12 protein-coding genes, 2 pseudogenes and 1 riboswitch are annotated in these 18,159 nt (G+C 70.6%); of the genes and pseudogenes, 7 read left to right on the plus strand and 7 right to left on the minus strand.

The genetic code is table 11. The features are described 5' to 3' along the window. Nucleotides 1-215 precede the first annotated feature (215 nt). Nucleotides 216-2,234, plus strand: coding sequence for a DNA helicase RecQ (gene recQ / locus ACZ7M7_RS39775; RefSeq protein ID WP_472125879.1), 2,019 nt, complete (start codon nucleotides 216-218; stop codon nucleotides 2,232-2,234). A gap of 42 nt (nucleotides 2,235-2,276) precedes the next feature. Here recQ and ACZ7M7_RS39780 read toward each other — a convergent pair whose 3' ends face one another. Both ACZ7M7_RS39780 and fahA read right to left on the minus strand, forming a co-directional pair. Further along, nucleotides 2,277-3,215 carry a M56 family metallopeptidase gene (locus ACZ7M7_RS39780; RefSeq protein ID WP_472125719.1) on the minus strand — a complete coding sequence of 313 codons (939 nt, stop codon included), beginning with the start codon at nucleotides 3,213-3,215 and terminating at the stop codon, nucleotides 2,277-2,279. 177 nt (nucleotides 3,216-3,392) lie between these two features. Further along, the gene (gene fahA / locus ACZ7M7_RS39785) at nucleotides 3,393-4,613 is read right to left on the minus strand and encodes a fumarylacetoacetase (RefSeq protein ID WP_472125722.1); all 1,221 of its coding nucleotides are present in this window, start codon (nucleotides 4,611-4,613) and stop codon (nucleotides 3,393-3,395) included. A 324-nt stretch (nucleotides 4,614-4,937) separates the two neighbouring features. On the opposite strand from fahA, the gene ACZ7M7_RS39790 reads away from it, so the two are divergent. Then, nucleotides 4,938-5,768 carry an HAD family hydrolase gene (locus tag ACZ7M7_RS39790; RefSeq protein WP_369272789.1) on the plus strand — a complete coding sequence of 277 codons (831 nt, stop codon included), beginning with the start codon at nucleotides 4,938-4,940 and terminating at the stop codon, nucleotides 5,766-5,768. A gap of 36 nt (nucleotides 5,769-5,804) precedes the next feature. Here the strand turns inward: ACZ7M7_RS39790 and ACZ7M7_RS39795 are convergent, their stop codons facing one another. From ACZ7M7_RS39795 to ACZ7M7_RS39805, 3 genes and pseudogenes are all read right to left on the minus strand, one after another. Then, nucleotides 5,805-6,569 carry a transglycosylase SLT domain-containing protein gene (locus ACZ7M7_RS39795; protein ID WP_472125725.1) on the minus strand — a complete coding sequence of 255 codons (765 nt, stop codon included), beginning with the start codon at nucleotides 6,567-6,569 and terminating at the stop codon, nucleotides 5,805-5,807. A gap of 5 nt (nucleotides 6,570-6,574) precedes the next feature. Continuing rightward, a riboswitch (cyclic di-AMP (ydaO/yuaA leader) is annotated at nucleotides 6,575-6,749 on the minus strand. 281 nt (nucleotides 6,750-7,030) lie between these two features. Further along, a pseudogene (locus tag ACZ7M7_RS39800) lies at nucleotides 7,031-9,040 on the minus strand (CocE/NonD family hydrolase). A 22-nt stretch (nucleotides 9,041-9,062) separates the two neighbouring features. Then, nucleotides 9,063-9,701, minus strand: a pseudogene (locus ACZ7M7_RS39805) (oligopeptide:H+ symporter); the annotation flags it as partial. Between the two features lie 228 nt (nucleotides 9,702-9,929). Between ACZ7M7_RS39805 and ACZ7M7_RS39810 the strand changes: the two are divergent. The 5 genes from ACZ7M7_RS39810 to ACZ7M7_RS39830 all read left to right on the plus strand — a co-directional run bounded on the left by ACZ7M7_RS39810 (nucleotide 9,930) and on the right by ACZ7M7_RS39830 (nucleotide 15,912). After that, entirely contained in the window at nucleotides 9,930-10,940 is a 1,011-nt protein-coding gene (locus ACZ7M7_RS39810; RefSeq protein WP_383610112.1) for a polyprenyl synthetase family protein, read from the plus strand. Between the two features lie 282 nt (nucleotides 10,941-11,222). After that, nucleotides 11,223-12,248: a CHRD domain-containing protein gene (locus ACZ7M7_RS39815; protein WP_472125728.1), complete on the plus strand. Its 1,026-nt coding sequence runs from the start codon at nucleotides 11,223-11,225 to the stop codon at nucleotides 12,246-12,248. Between the two features lie 284 nt (nucleotides 12,249-12,532). Next, complete coding sequence (locus ACZ7M7_RS39820) at nucleotides 12,533-13,798, plus strand: LolA family protein (RefSeq protein WP_472125731.1); 1,266 nt, start codon at nucleotides 12,533-12,535, stop codon at nucleotides 13,796-13,798. Between the two features lie 97 nt (nucleotides 13,799-13,895). Beyond that, on the plus strand, nucleotides 13,896-15,005 hold the full coding sequence (locus tag ACZ7M7_RS39825; protein ID WP_472125734.1) for an ABC transporter ATP-binding protein: 1,110 nt from the start codon (nucleotides 13,896-13,898) through the stop codon (nucleotides 15,003-15,005). Further along, the gene (locus tag ACZ7M7_RS39830; RefSeq protein WP_472125737.1) at nucleotides 14,992-15,912 is read left to right on the plus strand and encodes an ABC transporter permease; all 921 of its coding nucleotides are present in this window, start codon (nucleotides 14,992-14,994) and stop codon (nucleotides 15,910-15,912) included. Before ACZ7M7_RS39825 ends, ACZ7M7_RS39830 begins: the two co-directional genes overlap by 14 nt. A 23-nt stretch (nucleotides 15,913-15,935) precedes the next feature. Here ACZ7M7_RS39830 and ACZ7M7_RS39835 read toward each other — a convergent pair whose 3' ends face one another. Beyond that, complete coding sequence (locus tag ACZ7M7_RS39835) at nucleotides 15,936-16,520, minus strand: flavodoxin family protein (protein ID WP_383610099.1); 585 nt, start codon at nucleotides 16,518-16,520, stop codon at nucleotides 15,936-15,938. A gap of 82 nt (nucleotides 16,521-16,602) precedes the next feature. Then, entirely contained in the window at nucleotides 16,603-18,063 is a 1,461-nt protein-coding gene (locus ACZ7M7_RS39840; protein ID WP_472125740.1) for an amidase, read from the minus strand. Between the last annotated feature and the right edge of the window lie 96 nt (nucleotides 18,064-18,159).

Genomic DNA, 18,159 nt, shown 5'->3' on the forward strand with positions numbered 1-18,159 from the left:
CCCGGCTTCCCTCAGGGGATGCCGGGCCACTGTGATGTGGTGGGAACCGCGCGGTGGCGAGCCCGCGTGATGGCGGGGCGCCCGTGCCGATAGCTCAGGGCTATCGCTCGCTCACGGACGGGTGAACGGAGAGCCTGTGGATAACTCCGGCGCTGTCGGTGGCGGCCCCTATCGTGGAGGCAGTGGTCGAGGGTCGACGTACGGGGGACATGGCGATGGGTGCGACGGGCGGGATCAGCGAGATGCCAGGGTTGAGCGAGGTGGCACAGGCCGGTGACGGCGAGGTGCTCGCCGCACTGCAGCGGGTCTTCGGGTACGAGGCCTTCCGCGGCGAGCAGGAAGCCGTCATCGAGCACGTGGTGGCCGGCGGCGACGCCGTGGTGCTCATGCCGACCGGCGGCGGGAAGTCGCTGTGCTACCAGATCCCGTCCCTGGTCAGACCGGGTACCGGCATCGTCGTCTCGCCCCTCATCGCCCTGATGCAGGACCAGGTGGACGCGCTGCGGGCGCTCGGCGTGCGCGCCGGGTTCATCAACTCCACGCAGGACTTCGACGAGCGGCGCGTGGTGGAGGCGGAGTTCCTCGCGGGCGAGCTGGACCTGCTCTACCTGGCGCCGGAGCGATTGCGGGTCGAGTCGACGCTGGACCTGCTGTCGCGCGGCAAGATCGCAGTGTTCGCGATCGACGAGGCGCACTGTGTGTCCCAGTGGGGGCATGACTTCCGCCCGGACTATCTGGCCCTGTCGCTGCTGGGCGAGCGCTGGCCGGACGTCCCGCGCATCGCACTCACGGCGACGGCCACGCATGCCACGCACCAGGAGATCACCCAGCGGCTGGACATGCCGAGTGCCCGGCACTTCGTGGCGAGCTTCGACCGGCCCAACATCCAGTACCGGATCGTGCCGAAGGCGGACCCGAAGAAGCAGCTGCTGAGCTTCCTGCGCGAGGAACACGCCGGTGACGCCGGCATCGTGTACTGCCTGTCGCGCAAGTCCGTGGAGGCGACGGCCGAGTTCCTGAGCCGCAACGGCATCGAGGCGGTGCCCTACCACGCCGGCCTGGACGCGGGCACGCGCGCGGCGCACCAGTCCCGGTTCCTGCGCGAGGAGGGGCTGGTCGTGGTGGCGACCATCGCCTTCGGTATGGGCATCGACAAGCCGGACGTGCGGTTCGTCGCCCACCTCGACCTGCCCAAGTCGGTCGAGGGCTACTACCAGGAGACGGGCCGCGCCGGCCGCGACGGACTCCCCTCCACGGCCTGGATGGCCTACGGCCTCAACGACGTCATACAACAGCGCAAGCTGATCCAGTCGGGCGAGGGCGACGAGGCGTTCCGGCGCCGGGCGGCCGCGCACCTGGACGCGATGCTGGCGCTGTGTGAAACCGCGCAGTGCCGGCGCGGTCAGCTGCTCGCCTACTTCGGCCAGGACCCCGATCCGACGGGCTGCGGCAACTGCGACACCTGCCTGACACCGCCGGAGACCTGGGACGGCACCATCGCTGCGCAGAAGGTGCTGTCGACGGTGGTGCGGCTGCAGCGTGAGCGGGGGCAGAAGTTCGGGGCGCTGCAGATCGTCGACATCCTGCTGGGGCGGCGCACCGGCAAGGTGATCCAGTTCGATCACGACCAGCTGTCCGTCTTCGGCATCGGCGAGGAGCTGGGCGAGGGCGAATGGCGGGGCGTCGTCCGGCAGTTGCTGGCACAGGGACTGCTCGCGGTCGAGGGCGAGTACGGGACGCTCGTGCTGACGGAGGCGAGCGGGACGGTCCTGCGGCGGGAGCGGGAGGTGCCGCTGCGTAAGGAGCCGATGAAGCCGGTGACCTCGCGGTCGGCGTCGGGGTCCGCCGGGTCCGGGCGCGGAGAGCGCAAGGCGAAGGCCGCGGTGGCCGAGCTGCCCGAGGCGCTGGTGCCGGCTTTCGAGGCACTGCGGGCCTGGCGTGCCGAGCAGGCTCGGGAGCAGGGGGTTCCGGCCTATGTGATCTTCCATGACGCGACGTTGCGGGAGATCGTGACGGTGTGGCCCGCGTCCGTGCGTGAGCTCGGGAGCGTCGGCGGTGTCGGTGAGAAGAAGCTGGCCACGTATGGGGAGGGCGTGCTCGAGGTGCTGACCTCCCTGCGTGGCGAGTCCGGTGCGGGGGCGGCGGCCGAGACGAACCCTGGGCCTGGCACCCATGACGGGGCGGACGACTGGCCCGAGATGGAACCGGAGCCGGAGCCGGAGGACTGGGCCTAGGAAGAGCCACCCGCGTGTGCGAGCGCTCGTCGGCGACGCCGGTCAGCTCAACGCCGTCAGCCCCGGAGCGAACGTGATCAGGAGCGGGAGCAGCGGTACCAGCGCTGCCAGCGTCGTGGTGAGGGCCCGGTTGCGGCGGCCCAGGCGTGGGGGCGGCTGAAGGAGGCGGTTGACGCGTTCGCCCAGGAGGCGGTTGGTGGACGCGCAGGACAGGACGCCTCGGTGCTGGTTGAGCTCGATCAGGGCCAGCGCCGTCGTCAGGTGACCGCAGCGGCGGGAGGCCGTGTCGTCGGCGGCCAGTTCGACCAGGCGGTGGGTCTGGTCGCAGAAGTGGGCGAACAACGGGATGTGGGGGAATCCGGTGGCAAGCGCGGTCGAGAGGTGCAGCAGCCAGTCGTGGTGGGCCCGGGCGTGGCCGCGCTCGTGGGTGAGGACGGCGTCGAGCTGGTGGTCGGTCAGGCGGTGCAGGGCGCCCGTGGTGACGATCAGCTGGGGCGGGCTGCCGGGCATCCACCAGGCGTCGGGGTACTCGTCCTCCAGCACCAGCAGCGGGCCCCGCCCCGAGCCCAGGCCGGCCGGCAGGTCGGGGGCGCGTTCGAGCAGGTGGGCCCTGGCCTGGCCGCGCCGCCGACGGGCCTCGACGAGTTCGCGGGCCAGCATCGCGGTCGTCCAGGCGGCACCGGCGGCCAGGAGCAGGGTGGAGGCCACCGCCCACGCGGGCGCGGCCGAGAGGTCGTACGCCTCGGTCACCGACGGCGGCGCCGGAGCGAAGAGCTGGGCGCGTACCGTGCCGAAGACCGCGGCGGTGCCCAGCGCCAGGGCCGTCAGGCAGCACAGCAGGACGGTGGCGACCAGGCACTGCCACACCCAGAGCGCGACCACCGGTTCCCGTTCGGGCCAGGAGGCCCGGGTCAGCGCCTGGGGGACGGGTACGGCGGCCGTCAGGGCGACGATGCTCAACAGGAGCAGGCAGACGGTCATGCCAAGGGCTCCGGATCCTGGTCAGGGAAGGTGCGGGGGCGGCAGTACGGGGCGGTGGGTTACGAACACCGGTTGCGGCTCGGTTCCCACCGCCAGCCAGTATGACGGTGGCCATCGCAGGAGTCAGTGGGCAGGACTCGCCGAATGCCCGGCGTCACTGCGCCCCGCCCCGTCTGATCACGACGCCACGACCTGCCCCGTCACCTCCCCGAGTCCGACCCGAACCCCACCGGGGCCCGGGGCCCAGGCGGACAGGGTCACCACATCGCCGTCCTCCAGGAACGCCCGCTTGCCGTCCGGGAGTTCGAGAGGGTCCCGGCCGTTCCAGGTCAGCTCCAGCAGTGAGCCGCGCTCGCGCTCCGTCGGGCCGCTCACCGTGCCCGAGCCGTACAGGTCGCCGGTGCGCAGGGAGGCGCCGTTCACGGTCATGTGGGCCAGCTGCTGGGCGGCCGTCCAGTACATGGTGGAGAAGGGGGGCTCGGACACGACGTGGCCGTTGATGGCCACGGAGATACGCAGGTCGTAGCCGCCGGGCTCGGCGTCGGGGCCGGAGTCGTCCAGGTACGGCAGCAGGGGGTGTGTCCGCTCCGGCGGTGCCACCCGCGCTTCCTCCAGCGCGTCCAGCGGGGTGATCCACGCCGACACCGACGTGGTGAAGGACTTGCCGAGGAACGGGCCGAGGGGGACGTACTCCCAGGCCTGGACGTCGCGTGCCGACCAGTCGTTGAGCAGGCACAGGCCGAAGACGTGCTCACGGAAGTCGCCCAGCGCCACCGGCCTGCCCATCTCCGAGGGCGTGCCGACCACGAAGCCGACCTCGGCCTCGATGTCGAGGCGGACCGACGGGCCGAAGACCGGCTCCGGATCGGCGGGAGCCTTGCGCTGGCCGGACGGTCGTACGACGTCCGTGCCGGAGACGACGACCGTGCCGGAGCGGCCGTGGTAACCGATCGGCAGGTGCTTCCAGTTGGGGGTGAGGGAGTCCTCGGCGTCGGGGCGGAAGATCTGGCCGACGTTCCGGGCGTGGTTCTCGGAGGCGTAGAAGTCGACGTAGTCCGCGACCTCGAAGGGGAGGTGCAGGGTGACTGAGGACAGCGGGTGGAGGAGGTCCGCGATGGCCTCCTGGTGCGCCGGCACCGTCACCCACGCCGTCAGTGCGCGCCGTACGTCCGACCACGTGGTGTGGCCCGCGGCGAGCAGCGCGTTCAGGGAGTCCTGGGCGAGCAGCGGGGCGTACGGCGAGCCGAGTGCGTAGGCCGCCTTGCCCGCGTCGAGGACGTGGTCGCCGAGCCGGACGCCGACCCGTCGCGCGGAGTCCGAGCCGGGAAGGGAGAAGACGCCGTACGGAAGGTTGTGCGTGCCGAAGGGGTCGCCCTCGGGGAGATCGAAGGGGGGCATGGGGTGCTGCCTCACTCTCATACGCTCCGTGCCATGTGGTCGGGCCACACGTTACGGGTGAGGCGAGGGTCTTGGGCAGTGCAGAACTCGCGTCGCGGGGGTCGGCGAATCAGCAGGTCGCCGCGCTCGGCCACATCGACAGGAGGGGGGTCGGTGCCGTCCAGGAGTCCGCAGGCACCACGTGGGGGTGAAATCGCCACAAGCAAAAGGAAGTTGCCCGCGCGGAGTCAGAACTGGAACCGGAACAGGTGTCAACGCATGTGAACACAGCAGCCGTCCGGTTCGAGTCGAGTCGATGGGGCCTCCTGTCCGTATTCTCTGATCATGGCCCGACCCATCGCATATTCACTCATCGCCACTGACCTGGACGGGACGCTGCTCCGAGGCGACGACACGCTCTCCGATCGTTCCCTCGATGCGCTCGCGCAGGCGGCGGCGGCCGGTGCGCAGCACCTCGTCGTGACGGGGCGGCCTGCGCCCAGAGTGCGCCCGCTCCTCGACGTCCTGGGCAGCCGGGGGCTCGCGGTGTGCGGACAGGGTGCGCAGTTGTACGACGCCGGAGCGGACTGTCTGCTGTGGTCCATCACCCTGGACCGGGAGCTGGCGGAGACCGCGCTCGGCAAGATCGAGGCCGAGGTGGGGCAGGTGTACGCGGCCGTCGACCAGGACGGCGTGGACGGGCTCACGCTCATCGAGCCCGGGTACCTGATGCCGCACCCCACCCTGCCCGCCGTACGCGTCCGGCACCGCGACGACCTGTGGTGTGAGCCGATCAGTAAGGTGCTGCTGCGCCATCCCACCCTGTCCGACGACGAGTTGGCGGCGACGGCGCGGTCGGTGGTCGGCTCCCTCGCGACGGTCACCATGTCGGGGCCTGGGACCGTCGAACTCCAGCCATGCGGCATCACCAAGGCGACCGGTCTCGCGCTCGCCGCCGAGCATCTCGGTCTCGGCGCTCGCGAGACGATCGCCTTCGGGGACATGCCCAACGACATCCCCATGTTCGACTGGGCCGCCCGCGGGGTGGCGATGGCCAATGCGCATCCCGAACTCAAGGCGGTCGCCGACGAGATCACTCTCTCGAACGAGGACGACGGCATCGCCGTCGTCCTCGAGAGGCTGTTCGCGGGGAGCCTGGCCGACTTCGCCCGGTAGGGCATGTCGTCGGCGGCCAGGCTCCCGCGCCAGGGCCTAGTAGGGACCGTTGACGTTGTCGATCGAGCCGTAACGCGCGGCCGCGTAGTTGCACGCGGCCGTGATGTTCGCGACCGGGTCGTAGGGGTCGTACACCGTCCCCGGCACGTGGTACGACGCGAAGGTCGGGTCGATGACCTGCAGGAGGCCCTTGGACGGGGTGCCCGCGACGGCGTTGGAGTCCCAGTTGTTGATGGCCTGGGGGTTGCCGGACGACTCGCGCATGATGTTGCGGTGAATGCCCTCGTAAGAACCCGGAATTCCGTTTTGCGACATTATGTCCAGTGCGTTGCGGATCCAGCCGTCCAGGTTGTTCGGGTAATTCTTCACGGACGACTGGGTGGCCTTGGCGACGTTGGACTTCTTGGCGGGCGCGGACGCCTTGTCGGCCGACTTGCCCGGCGAGCTCGCCTTCTTCGTCGCCCGGACCTCCAGGTCGAGGCCCGGGTGGATCAGACGGGGGTCGTCGCCGACGGCCTTGCGGTTGTCCTTGTAGAGCTGCTTCCAGCCGCCCTGCGCGTCGTACCGGTCGGCGATGCCGTAGAGCGTGTCGCCCTTCTTCGTGGTGTACGCGAGGGTCTTGGCCTTCACGGCGGCCTGGGGAGCGGCCTGCGCGACGGTGGGGGACTGGGCCGGCTGTGCGGCGCTCGCGGTGGTCGCGCTCAGGAGCGGGATGGCGAGGGCGGCGGTACCGGTGCCGGCTGCGATGACGTGCCGGGTGAGCGGGTTGGTGCGGGGGCGGCGGTGCTTGCCTCGGGGCATGGCGCTGTTCCTCTCCGGCGCCTGCGAGGTGAGCTGTCGGGTTCGGGCGGGAGATGCCCGGCCGTGCCACCGTGCGGCGGCGCGACTTCACCCCGAGCCGGTCCGGCGCGCCATCAAGGCGTCCGGTCCAGCGACTTACCTGGGTCCCCCGCTCCTGCCGTGCGTGAGTGAGTTGCGTGGGTGGATGACTCGGGCGGCGGCAGGATTAGGCGTCCGCCCGACTGAGCGGGAACGTATGCGAGAGCACATGTCCGGAACAAGTGCCGTGGTCACCTGTTGGCCGGTTGACCATGGTCTGGTGCGAATGGGGCGCTTGATCCTTTGCGGTTGCCAAGCCTCAACTTGCTCTGGGGGCAAGGGGAGACGTGGGTTTGCCAGGACGGTTCCATGAATCGGCATAAGTGACCCAACTCACTGGCTTCCACAAGAGCGGCAAATCGGGCAATGAATCCAACTCGCCTTTAACCGGCTGTCCGTGGAGTCCGTTTCTCCCATGTCCGGTGGAAAAGTACCTCTTCGCCCTCCATGCAGATCACCTCGTCGGAGGCGATGAAGTCATGCCGGTCGCAGCTGATCTCCGAGCGGGTGCGCACGGTTGCGTCCCACCCCATTCCGGGCGGTGCAGGCGGATCGACCAGTCCGAGCGGGTGCGGGCCGACAGGGGGTCCCACTCGTTGATCGTGTACGTCTCCACTGCGTCCTCGGTGAACTCCAGGCCGTCGGGGTACACGCGCGTGCCGTTGTACCGGGGGTCGACCTTGAGGCGCCACTCGGCCTTGGCCACGTCCCGCACGACGAGGCGCTCGGAGCGGGGCTCGTCCAGCGTGATGGGGGAGTTCACGCCGAGCGGTTCCGCCTGCTCCGGTTCCCCGAAAATGATGGCTGTGCCGTCAGTCGATTCGTCCAACGCACGTGCGCATACCGGAAGTTCCAGCGAGCTTGCCGACGGTTCCAGTTCGAAGCCCGCCGCCGAATCGGGCTGGGGCCAGATCCACGGCCCAGTACGCGGAGGAGACGTCCAGGCGGATGCGGTGGCCGGGCGGGAAGGCATGGCCGATGCCGTTCAGCTCGAAGTTCACGTCCTCGGTCGCGCCCGGCTCCCACGGCACCGTGCGGTCCCGGCCGTGGCGCGCCGACAGGTTCAGCACGCCCCGCGTGACCAGGGTCGAGGAGGCGTCCGGTGCCACGTCGCAGAGCCGGGCGACGACCTGCCCGCGCGGCACCTCCGACGTCAGCCGCAGCCGCACCTTCGGCCGCCCCAACACCCAGGTCCCCTCGCCCACTTCGAACTCGAAGCAGGCGGACCGCGCGTCCTCTTCCCGCTGGTCCGGCGGCAGGTCGGCGTCGTTACCGAAGGGGAAGAAGCGGCCGGCGTCGATGCCGGTGTGTATGCGGGAGCGGACGAGGACGGGGGCGCCCTGGAAGGCGTACGTCACCGCGTGCACGTGCGGAGAGGGCCAGGCGGGCTCGCCGACCCAGCGGCCGGGCAGCGTGGGGTACACCGTGGCCGGGCGGTGCGAGTCACTGACGTACGAGCACAGCAGGGGCTCGGTCATGACGCCCGTGTCCTCGTCCTTCAGCCAGTGGTCCCACCAGCGCAGCGTCTCCTGGAGGAAGTCGATCGCCGGGCCCGGCGGCAGGCCGCGGTGTCGGGGTACTGGTGCGACCAGGGGCCGATCAGGCCGCGCACGCGATCCGCCGGCAGGTGCTGGACGAGGCGCAGGACGGTGTCGCGGTACGGGTCGTGCCGGCGGCCCACCGCCAGGACGGCGGCGTCGATCGCGCCGTAGTCCTCGCAGACGCTGCCGTGGCGCCAGTAGTCGTTGCGCGTCTGGTGGCCGAGCCAGGTGTGCAGGAACGGTTCGACGGCGTCCAGCCGCTTGAGCCACATCTCCCGCCAGGTGTCCCCGGCATACAGCGGATCCGGCGGGCGGGCGACGAAGGCCAGCATCGTCGAGGCCCAGGCGTGCATGTCGACGGCGAGGGCGGAACCTCCCATGTAGTGCACGTCGTTGTCATAGCGATCGTCCGCGGAGCAGACCGTGACGATCGCCTTGAGCGGTTCGGGCGCGAGGGCCGCGATCTGGAGGGAGTTGAAGCCGCCCCAGGAGATGCCGAACATGCCGACCCGGCCATTGCACCAGGGCTGGGCCGCCGGCCAGTTGACGACCTCGCCCCCGTCGGCGAGCTCCGTCGCCGAGTACTCGTCGGTCGGCATGCCCTCGCTGCTGCCGTGCCCGCGGATGTCGACGCGCACGGAGGCGTAACCGTGGCCGGCTACCAGGGGTGGCGCTGGTGGTCGCGGGGTGCGGTCCAGTCGGTCAGGCGGTACGGCAGGTACTCGAGGAGCGCCGGTACGGGCTCGTCCGTCAGGGGGCGCCACACGCGCGCGTACGGCAGGGTCCCGTCCGGGAGCGGGATGCGGATGTCGTGGTGAGTCGTCTCGTAGGGAAGGACGTACGGATGTGCATGAGCGGTATCCCCGTCAGGTCGGTGCACCGGGTGCATCGTGCGGCGAAGCCGGCGTGCCGCGGCCATCACGGCGAGCCCCGCGGCCACCGCGATCGCGCCGTTGAGGCCGAAGTGGGCGGGCTTGGTGACGTCGCCGAGCCAGCCGGTGATGAGCGGGCCCGCGAAGGCGCCGATGTTGATCGCCATGTAGGAGAGCGCGAAGCCGGCGTCACGGCGGTCGTCGTCGGTGCGGTAGAGCTTGCCGACCATGGTGGCGACGTTGGGCTTGAGGAGCCCCGTGCCTGCGCTGATCAGGCCGAGGCCCACCCAGGTCATGCCGGCGGTCGGCACCGCCATGGCGTAATGGCCGCAGGCGATGAGGATGCCGCCCCACAGCACCGCCCGGTACGAGCCGAGGACACGGTCGGCGAGTCAGCCGCCGACGACCGGGACCAGATGGGCGAGGGTGCCGTACGCGGCGGAGACGGAGGCCGCGGTTCCGGCCGACATGCCCGTACCGCCGTGGGTGACCGTGTCGGCGAAGTACAGGACGAGGATGGCCTGCATACCGAGGAACGAGAAGCGTTCCCAGACCTCAAGACCGGACAGGGTGAGGAGGCCCTTCGGCTGGCCGAGGAAGGCATGGTCGTCGCGGGGCGGGGGACCGCGCTCGGGCTCGATGCCGACGTCGGTTCGGGACTCGGACCGTTACTTCCCTATAAGTGGATGGATATCCCGCCTTATCAGGTGATCAAAAACATACCGGTCGTGATCCGATACCGCCCGTGGTGGACGGGTGGGCGGCATCGGTGATCGAAACGTGACCGGATACGCTGACTTGAGTGATGGCAGCGACCTATCGACAAACCGTGTAACCGCCAGTAGACACCAGCAGACAGGAGACCCCTCGTGACCGTCGTCGGGCCGTTCGGGCTGAGCGTGCGGGACCAGGCTCTGGAAGCCGATGTCCAGGCCGGATTGGCGGCTGTCGAGGAGGGATTGCTCGAAGCCACCAAGAGTGAGGTCCCCTTCATCACGGAGGCCGCCCAGCATCTGGTGCGGGCGGGTGGAAAGCGGTTCCGGCCGTTGCTCGTGATGCTCGCTGCCCAGTTCGGCGACCGGTATGCGCCGGGGATCGTGCCGTCGGCGGTCGTGGTGGAGCTGACCCATCTGGCGACGCTGTACCACGACGACGTGATGGACGAGGCCGCGGTGCGGCGGGGTGTCGACAGCGCGAACACCCGCTGGGGGAACTCGGTTGCCGTATTGACCGGCGACTTCCTCTTCGCGCGCGCCTCGCACACTCTCGCCGACCTCGGACCCGAGGCGGTGCGGGTGCAGGCCGAGGCGTTCGAGCGGCTGGTCACCGGACAGATCCTGGAGACGGCAGGGCCGCAGGACGGGCGCGATCCGGTGGAGCACTACCTGGACGTGCTGAGCGGCAAGACCGGGTCGCTGGTCGCGGTGTCGTGCCGGTTCGGGGCGATGATGTCGGGCGCCGACGAGACGGTGGTCGATGTGCTCACCCAGTACGGGGAGCGGCTGGGGGTCGCCTTCCAGCTCGCGGACGACGTACTGGACATCGCGAGTGACTCCCACGAGTCCGGGAAGACGCCGGGGACGGATCTCCGGGAAGGGATTCCCACGCTGCCCGTGCTGCGGTTGCGGGAGCGGGCCGAGCGGTTGGGGCTGGCGGAGGATGTCGCCCTGTGCGAGCTGCTGGACTCCGATCTGACGGACGATGCGCGGCATGCGGAGGCGTTGGCCGCGCTGCGGGAGCATCCTGCGTTGGAGCAGGCTCGGCGGGACACGGTGCGGTATGCGGAGGATGCGCGGGCCGCGCTGGCGCCGTTGGCGGACATCGGGGCCAAGGCTGCGTTGATGGAGTTGTGCGATGCGGTGGTGCATCGGGCCGGGTAGGTTTTCCCGCCCCCGCCGCCCTTACTCTTCCCGTCCTTGAAGGGGCTCTGCCCCTTCGACCCCGGGTCCTGGGGGGTGTCGCCCCCAGACCCCCGCTTCGGCCTGAACGGCCTCGCCCTCAAACGCCGGACGGGCTGAAGTGCCTGGACTCGCACTCGGCGTGACTGTGACGCACGTCACTACGTTGGACTGAGTCCAAAGTGAGATCGGCTCCGTATGAATGCCCAGAAGCTGACGCAGGGGGCGTCAGCCGCATTACGGGGAGAAAACAGAATCATGGGCATGAACGCGACGTTCTCGAAGCGCCGTAAGAGCCTGATCGTCACCGCTGTCGCGGTGGCTGCCGCCGGTGGGGTCGCCGCCGCGGTGATTCCCGCCTTCGCCGCCGGAGGTGTCCGCGCCGACCACGCGGGTCACGCCGGAGGCGATGCGCAGGGGATCGTGAGCCGGAGTGGGACCGCTGCCGGCACCGGGGGCACGGTCCTCGCCGCCAGTCTTCGGGGGGCGAACGAGGTGCCCGTGGCGGGTGGCCCCGCCGTCGGGGACAAGGACGGTGCCGCTGTGCAGTTCGTGAAGGTCAAGGGCGACAAGGTGTCCGTCGCCGTCGCCTGGCGCGGCACCGGCAAACCGACCGCCCTCCACATCCACCAGGGCGCCAAGGGCACCAACGGCGGCATCAAGGTCGACTTCGGTGGCCTGCTCGGCAAGGGCGGGGGGAAGGGCAAGAGCAACGGGCACAGCCTCACCGGCACCGTCACCGTGAAGGACCGCGCCCTTCTCAACGCCCTCAAGACCGACCCGAGTTCCTTCTACGCCAACCTCCACACCGCCGAGTTCCCGGGCGGCGCCGTCCGGGGGCAGCTCCACAAGGTCACCGTCGCCAAGTTCGACTTCCGCGACGCGCTCGACAACTTCCAGGCATCCGTCATCAAGGGCAAGCAGATCTACGAGTGCAAGCCGGCCGAGGGCGGCGGGTACGCCTTCGCCCAACGAGACGTCAGTGCCGTACTCGGCGGCCGTATCGCACACTCCTTCGTCGCCCCCAACTCCGGTACGCCGCAGTGGATCGCGCGGGACGGCAGTGCGGTGACGGGGGCCGTCATCTCCAAGACGCCCAACGGCGAAGGGAACATCCCCGAGCTGGACCTGAAGGCCGGCCAGTCCGGCAAGCACCGTGGCCTGCTCGCCGACACCGCCGAGATCCTGCGGCTGAACACCGTCGGCGGCGTCGCCCCGGCCGGCTCCTGCACACCGGGCGCGATCGTCGGGGTGTCGTACCAGGCGGACTACGTGTTCATCAACGGCTGATCCTGCGCGCCGGCGCGGCACGTACGGCGGCGTCTTCCACACCGACCCCTACGGGTCGGGGGAGGCGCCGCCCTCGTGCGTCATACCGGAGGTGTACACGGAGTTGGCTCCGAAGGTTGACGTATCTCTGCGGCCGATTTGGTCAGATGGACACCACGGACAACACCACTCCTCACCGATTCGGGTGAGAATGGCGGCACAGGGGTGGAGCAGTGCGGGGTCGAAAGACTCGCGGGCGACGAACGAGAAGGACAGCCGCCGCCGACGACGGAGGTAAGGCAGACATGGCACCGTACGAATCCGACGACAGTACGGCCGCAGCGGAGGTCGACGACCACCGCGCGGGGCGGCGCAAGGCCGCGCGGTACGTCGTCCCGGTCGCGGTCGTGGGCGTCGCGGCGGCGACCATCGGGCTCGTCCCGGCGCTCGCCGACTCCGGCGACCCGGACCTGCCGAAGATCACCGCAGAGCAACTCATCCAGAAGATCGCCCAGTCGGACGTGCAGCAGCTGTCCGGCACCGTGAAGATCAGCACCGACCTGGGGCTGCCGGACCTCGGCGGGCTGGAGTCCAGCTTCGCCTCCGGCGCCATGGCGTCGGGCTCGGACGGCGGATCGTCCGCCGACCCGACCGCCAAGCTCACCGAGCTGGCGTCCGGCACGCACACCCTGCGCGTCGCCCTCGACGGCGAGAACAGGCAGAAGCTCTCCCTCCTGGAGAACGCCTCCGAGTACAGCCTCATCCACAACGGCAAGGACATCTGGGGCTACGACAGCAAGTCGAACGAGGTCTTCCACGGCACCGCCGAGGAGTCGAAGGACGGGCACGGGAAGGAAGAAGCTCCGGCCACGCCCAAGGACTTCGCCGAGGAGGCGCTCAAGTCGGTCGACGACACCACGTCCGTCACCGTCGACGGCACCGCACATGTCGCGGGCCGGGACGCGTACCGGCTGCTCATCAAGCCGAAGCAGTCCGGGACCACGGTCGGCGCGATCACCGTGGCCGTGGACGCCAAGACGGGCATGCCGCTGAAGTTCACGCTGACCCCGTCGAGCGGCGGCGCGGCAGTGATCGACGCCGGCTTCACCCAGGTCAGCTTCGCCAAGCCGGCCGCCTCGACCTTCGACTTCACCCCGCCCAAGGGTGCGAAGGTCACCGAGGAGGGTGAGCTGGAAGGCAAGGCCCGGGAGCACGGCGGCCCCAAGTCCGAGGACGAGCTGCGCAAGGAGCTCGACAAGGAACTCGGCGGCCTGAAGTCCGAGGGCAAGCTCGGCAAGGCCTCCGACGAGGGTCCCGAGGTCATCGGCGAGGGCTGGAACTCCGTGGCCGTCTTCGACAACGGCGGCGAGGGCGTCCCCTCCGGCGCCGAGGTCGGCGGCGACATGGGCGGCTTCCTCGACGCCCTGGGCGACAAGGTCACCGGCAAGTTCGGCTCGGGCACGGTCTTCAAGACCCGCCTGATCAACGCCCTGATCACGGACGACGGCAAGGTCTACGTGGGCGCGGTCGACAAGGACGCGCTCGTGAAGGCGGCCGACTCGGGCAAGTAGGCCCCAGCCGGAGCGGCGTCGGCGGCGCACCTGCGCCGCCGCGCGTCACGCGCCACGCGACGAGGTGCCAGAGGAGCCGAGGGAGCCAAGGGAGCACATGGAGGAACTGCCCGCCGCGGAGGGCGACGAGGTCGACAAGGCCGGCCAGGTGGATCGGGCGGTCCGGACGGATCGAGTCGGCCGGGCTGGTCACGTCGGCCCGGTCGGCCCGGTCGGCCCGGTCGGCCCGGTCGGCCAGGCCGGTCGGACCGTCCCCTCGGCCCCCGTCGACCACGTCGACACGGTGATTGCCACCCGCGCGCTCACCAAGCGCTACCGCGGCGGGCAGCTCGCCGTGGACGGTCTCGATCTGACCGTCCCGGCGGGCAGCGTCTTCGGCTTCCTCGGCCCGAACGGCTCGGGCAAGACCACCACCATCCGCATGCTGATGGGCCTCATCCAGCCCACCTCCGGTACCGCGCGCGTGCTCGGGCAGCCCATGCCCCAATTTGCGCGCGCGGTGCTGCCGCACGTCGGAGCCCTCATCGAGGGACCCGCCCTGTACGGCTTCCTCTCCGGCCGCGACAACCTCATCCGGTACGACTCCGCCGACCCGACCGCCGATCCGCGCACCCGGCGCACGCGTGTCGCGGCTGCACTGGACCGGGTGGGCCTCGCGGCCGCGTCCGGCAAGAAGGCCAAGGCGTACTCGCTCGGCATGAAGCAGCGGCTGGGCCTCGCGGCCGCGCTGCTCCAGCCGCGCAGACTCCTCGTCCTCGACGAACCGACCAACGGCCTCGATCCGCAGGGCATGCGTGAAATCCGTTCCCTGATCCGGGAGTTGGCGTCCGACGGCACGACCGTCTTCCTCTCCTCCCACCTCCTCGACGAGATCGAGCAGGTCTGCACGCACGCGGCCGTGATGGCCCAGGGCAGGCTGATCACCCAGGGCGCGGTCGCGGAGCTGGCGGCCGGGACGCGCGGCCGGCTCGTCGTGACCACTCCCGACCCCGGCGACGCCGCCCGGGTGCTGAAGGAGCAGGGTGCCGGCGACGTCGTCATCACCGAAGACCGGGTGACCGCAGAACCTCCGGACCGTGATCTCGCGGACGTCAACGCGGCGTTGGTGTCGGCCGGAGTGCGCGTCCGGGGCTTCGGCGTCGAACGGGCCTCCCTGGAGGACGCGTTCGTGGCGCTCACGGGGGAGGGGTTCGATGTCGCAGGCTGAAGCGGCCCTGCAGGGCGGGGAGAACATGCGGCCGGGTATCGAGATCGCGGGCGCCCGCAAGGTCAGTCCGCTGTGGACCTTCGGTCTCCTCCGCAGCGAACTGCTCACCACGTTCCGGCGCTGGCGCACCCTCGCGCTGCTCGCCGTCCTGGCAGCCGTGCCGATCCTGGTCGGGATCGCCGTGAAGATCGAGACGAGCGGCGATGGGTCGACGGGTGGTGGCCCGCAGGGCGGCGGGCCGGCGTTCATCTCGCAGATCACCAACAACGGCCTGTTCCTGGTCTTCACCGCGCTGGCCGCGACGCTCCCGTTCTTCCTGCCCATGGCGATAGGCGTCATCGCGGGCGACGCGATAGCCGGCGAGGCGAACGCGGGCACCCTCCGCTATCTCCTGGTCGCCCCCGCCGGCCGTACCCGCCTGCTCCTGACCAAGTACGCCACCACGATGGCCTTCTGCCTGGTGGCCACCCTCGTGGTTGCCGGCTCGGCGCTCACGGTCGGAGCGTTGCTCTTCCCGCTGGGCGACCTGACGACGATCTCAGGCACACAGATCAGCTTCGCGGAGGGGCTGGGCCGCGCCCTGCTGATCGCCCTGGTGGTCGCCGCGTCCCTGATAGGTGTGGCGGCGCTCGGGCTGTTCGTCTCGACGCTGACCAACAGCGGCATCGCGGCGATGGCGACGACGGTCGGCCTGCTGATCACCGTCCAGATCCTCGACCAGATCCCCCAGCTGCACGCGATCCAGCCGTACTTCTTCTCCCACTACTGGCTGTCCTTCGCCGACCTCATGCGCGAACCCGTCTACTGGGACGACCTGGTCAAGAACCTGGGGATCCAGGCGCTGTACGCGGCGGTGTTCGGCTCGGCGGCGTGGGCGAGGTTCACGGCGAAGGACGTCACCGCATAGGAGTCACGCCGTTTCGGCGGCAGTCACTCCGTTTCGTACGGGAAGCGTGCGAGCGGCGCCTCCTGCGCGAAGAAGGTCTTCGCATGGGCCAGGGCCTCGGCGTCGTTCAGCACGTCACCGGGCTTGCTGCCGTTGCCGAGCAGCACCCCGCCGAAGCGCATCCCCATGTACGCGGCGGAGTTGCTCAGCGTCCCGACCAGCGGGTCGGCAACCTCCTGCTCCTCGTGCGCGAGCGCGGTGACGCCCCACAGGGTGCGCCCGCCCATGGTCGCCTTGAAGTCGATCCCGGGGGTGCGCAGCCAGCCCGACCAGTAGTCGAGGTAGCGCTTGACGTGGGCGGACACCGAGTACCAGTACAGGGGCGAGGCGATCACGATGTCGGTGGCGGCGAGGGTGGCGTCGAGCAGCAGTGCCACGTTCCCCTGCGTGGGGCGGACATGGTCGCTGTCGTGCCGCAGATCCTCGAAGTCGGGCAGCGGGTGTGCGGCGAGGTCGATCCACTGCTGTTCAACACCCGCGGGCAGCTGCTCGGCGGCGCGGCGGGCCAGTAGTTCGGTGTTGCCGTCCGGGCGGCTGCTGCCGAGGACGAACAGGAAACGGCGGGTCATGGGTCCCCCAAACGGTCGGCCCGTCACCAGGCCATGGTCGACGTACGGCAACTAATCGCATGTGCATTATATGCATACGCATTCAGATGCCGCCGACGATCGGCCAAGGTCCGATATGTCTCTCGGCCATCCCTGCCGCCGCGAGCAACAGCGACTCCTCGCCATGCGCCGCCACCAACTGGAGCCCGACCGGACACCCGTCCGGCCCGAATCCCGCCGGGATGCTGATCGCCGGATGCCCGCTCAGGTTGAACGCCCAGGTGAGTGCGGTGGAGTACCGGTCGCCGGGACCGTCGTGGCCGTGCGGCGGGATGGGTGCTGTCGGGGTCAGCAGTAGCCGGGCCTCGGCGAAGAGGTCGGCCAGGCGGGTGTCATTGGCGGCCCGGATGCGGTGGGTGTGGGGGTCGGCGGGGGCGGCGGCGGGGGAGCGCAGGGCGAGCCATGCCGGGGCGGGGTCGTCGAGGCGGAGCGGAGCGGGTGGGCGTATGAGCCGTATCGCGCCGGCTTCGGCCAGCCGTACGGCCGCGGCGTGGGCCACGGCGACGACGTCCGGGTCGGGGGAGTCGAAGCCGAGGTCGGGGGACCATACGGCGGCCGGAACCTCGGGCCGGTCGGTCGGCCTGTCGTGCGGGGCGGGGTCGGGCGGCCCGGCCAGGCTGTCTTGCGGGGCGGTGGCTGGCCCGGCCAGGCTGTCGTACGGCCCGGAACCGACGGGTCTGGCCAGGCTGTCGTACGGCCCGGAACCGAGGGGCCCGGCGAGGCTGGCGTGGAGCCCGGCACCGGCTGGCCCGGCCAGGCTGCCGTACCCACTGGAAGCGGGTGGCCCGTCCGAGGCCGCCTTCTCCCCCGACACCACGCCCCAGTACGCCGCCACATCCGCCGCACACCGCGCGAGCACTCCCGGCGTCATCAGCCCCGTGCGATCGGTCGACGGCAGTCGTCCGTTGCCGGCCTTGAACCCGATGACCCCGCACCATGCCGCCGGAATCCGCACCGACCCGGCCCCGTCGCTCCCGGTCGCGAGCGGCACCAGGCCCGCCGCCACCGCCGCCGCGGACCCGGCCGAGGAGCCGCCCGGCGTACGGTCATGGCGCCAGGGGTTGGCGGTACGGCCGTACCGGCCAAGTCCCCAGGTCTGCCAGGGGGTTCCGGGCCCCGGAACGGACGTCGCGCCGACCGGCACACACCCCGCCGCGAGCAGGGGCCCCGCGGTCCGCAGCCCCCGCCGCCCCTTCACCCCGATCGGCACCCCGGCCAACGGCAGTCGCTCACCCGCATCGACCCGCGCGTCCACCTCACCGGCCCGCCGGAGCGCCTCGTCGCCCCACACTTCGATGAAGGCGGACAGGACGGGGTCGGCCCGCTCGATCCGGTCGAGGGCCTGCGCGACCACGTCGACTGCGCGGAGGGAGCGCGAGCGTACGGCCGAGGCGATCTCCACGGCCGACAGGGCGGCAGGGGTGGGGCCGCAGCCGGGGTCGGGGGCGATGGTGGGTGTGGGTATGGGAGCGGGGTCAGGGCCTGGGCCGGGTGCGGGCGTCATGGGGTGATTCTCCGCGAGGCCTTCGCAAGGCCCTGCGCTCAGCCGAGCTGAACCGCCGAGCTGAACCGCCGAGCCTGAACCGCCGACCCGAACAGT

The sequence above is a fragment of the Streptomyces sp. NPDC111606 genome (assembly GCF_055656945.1).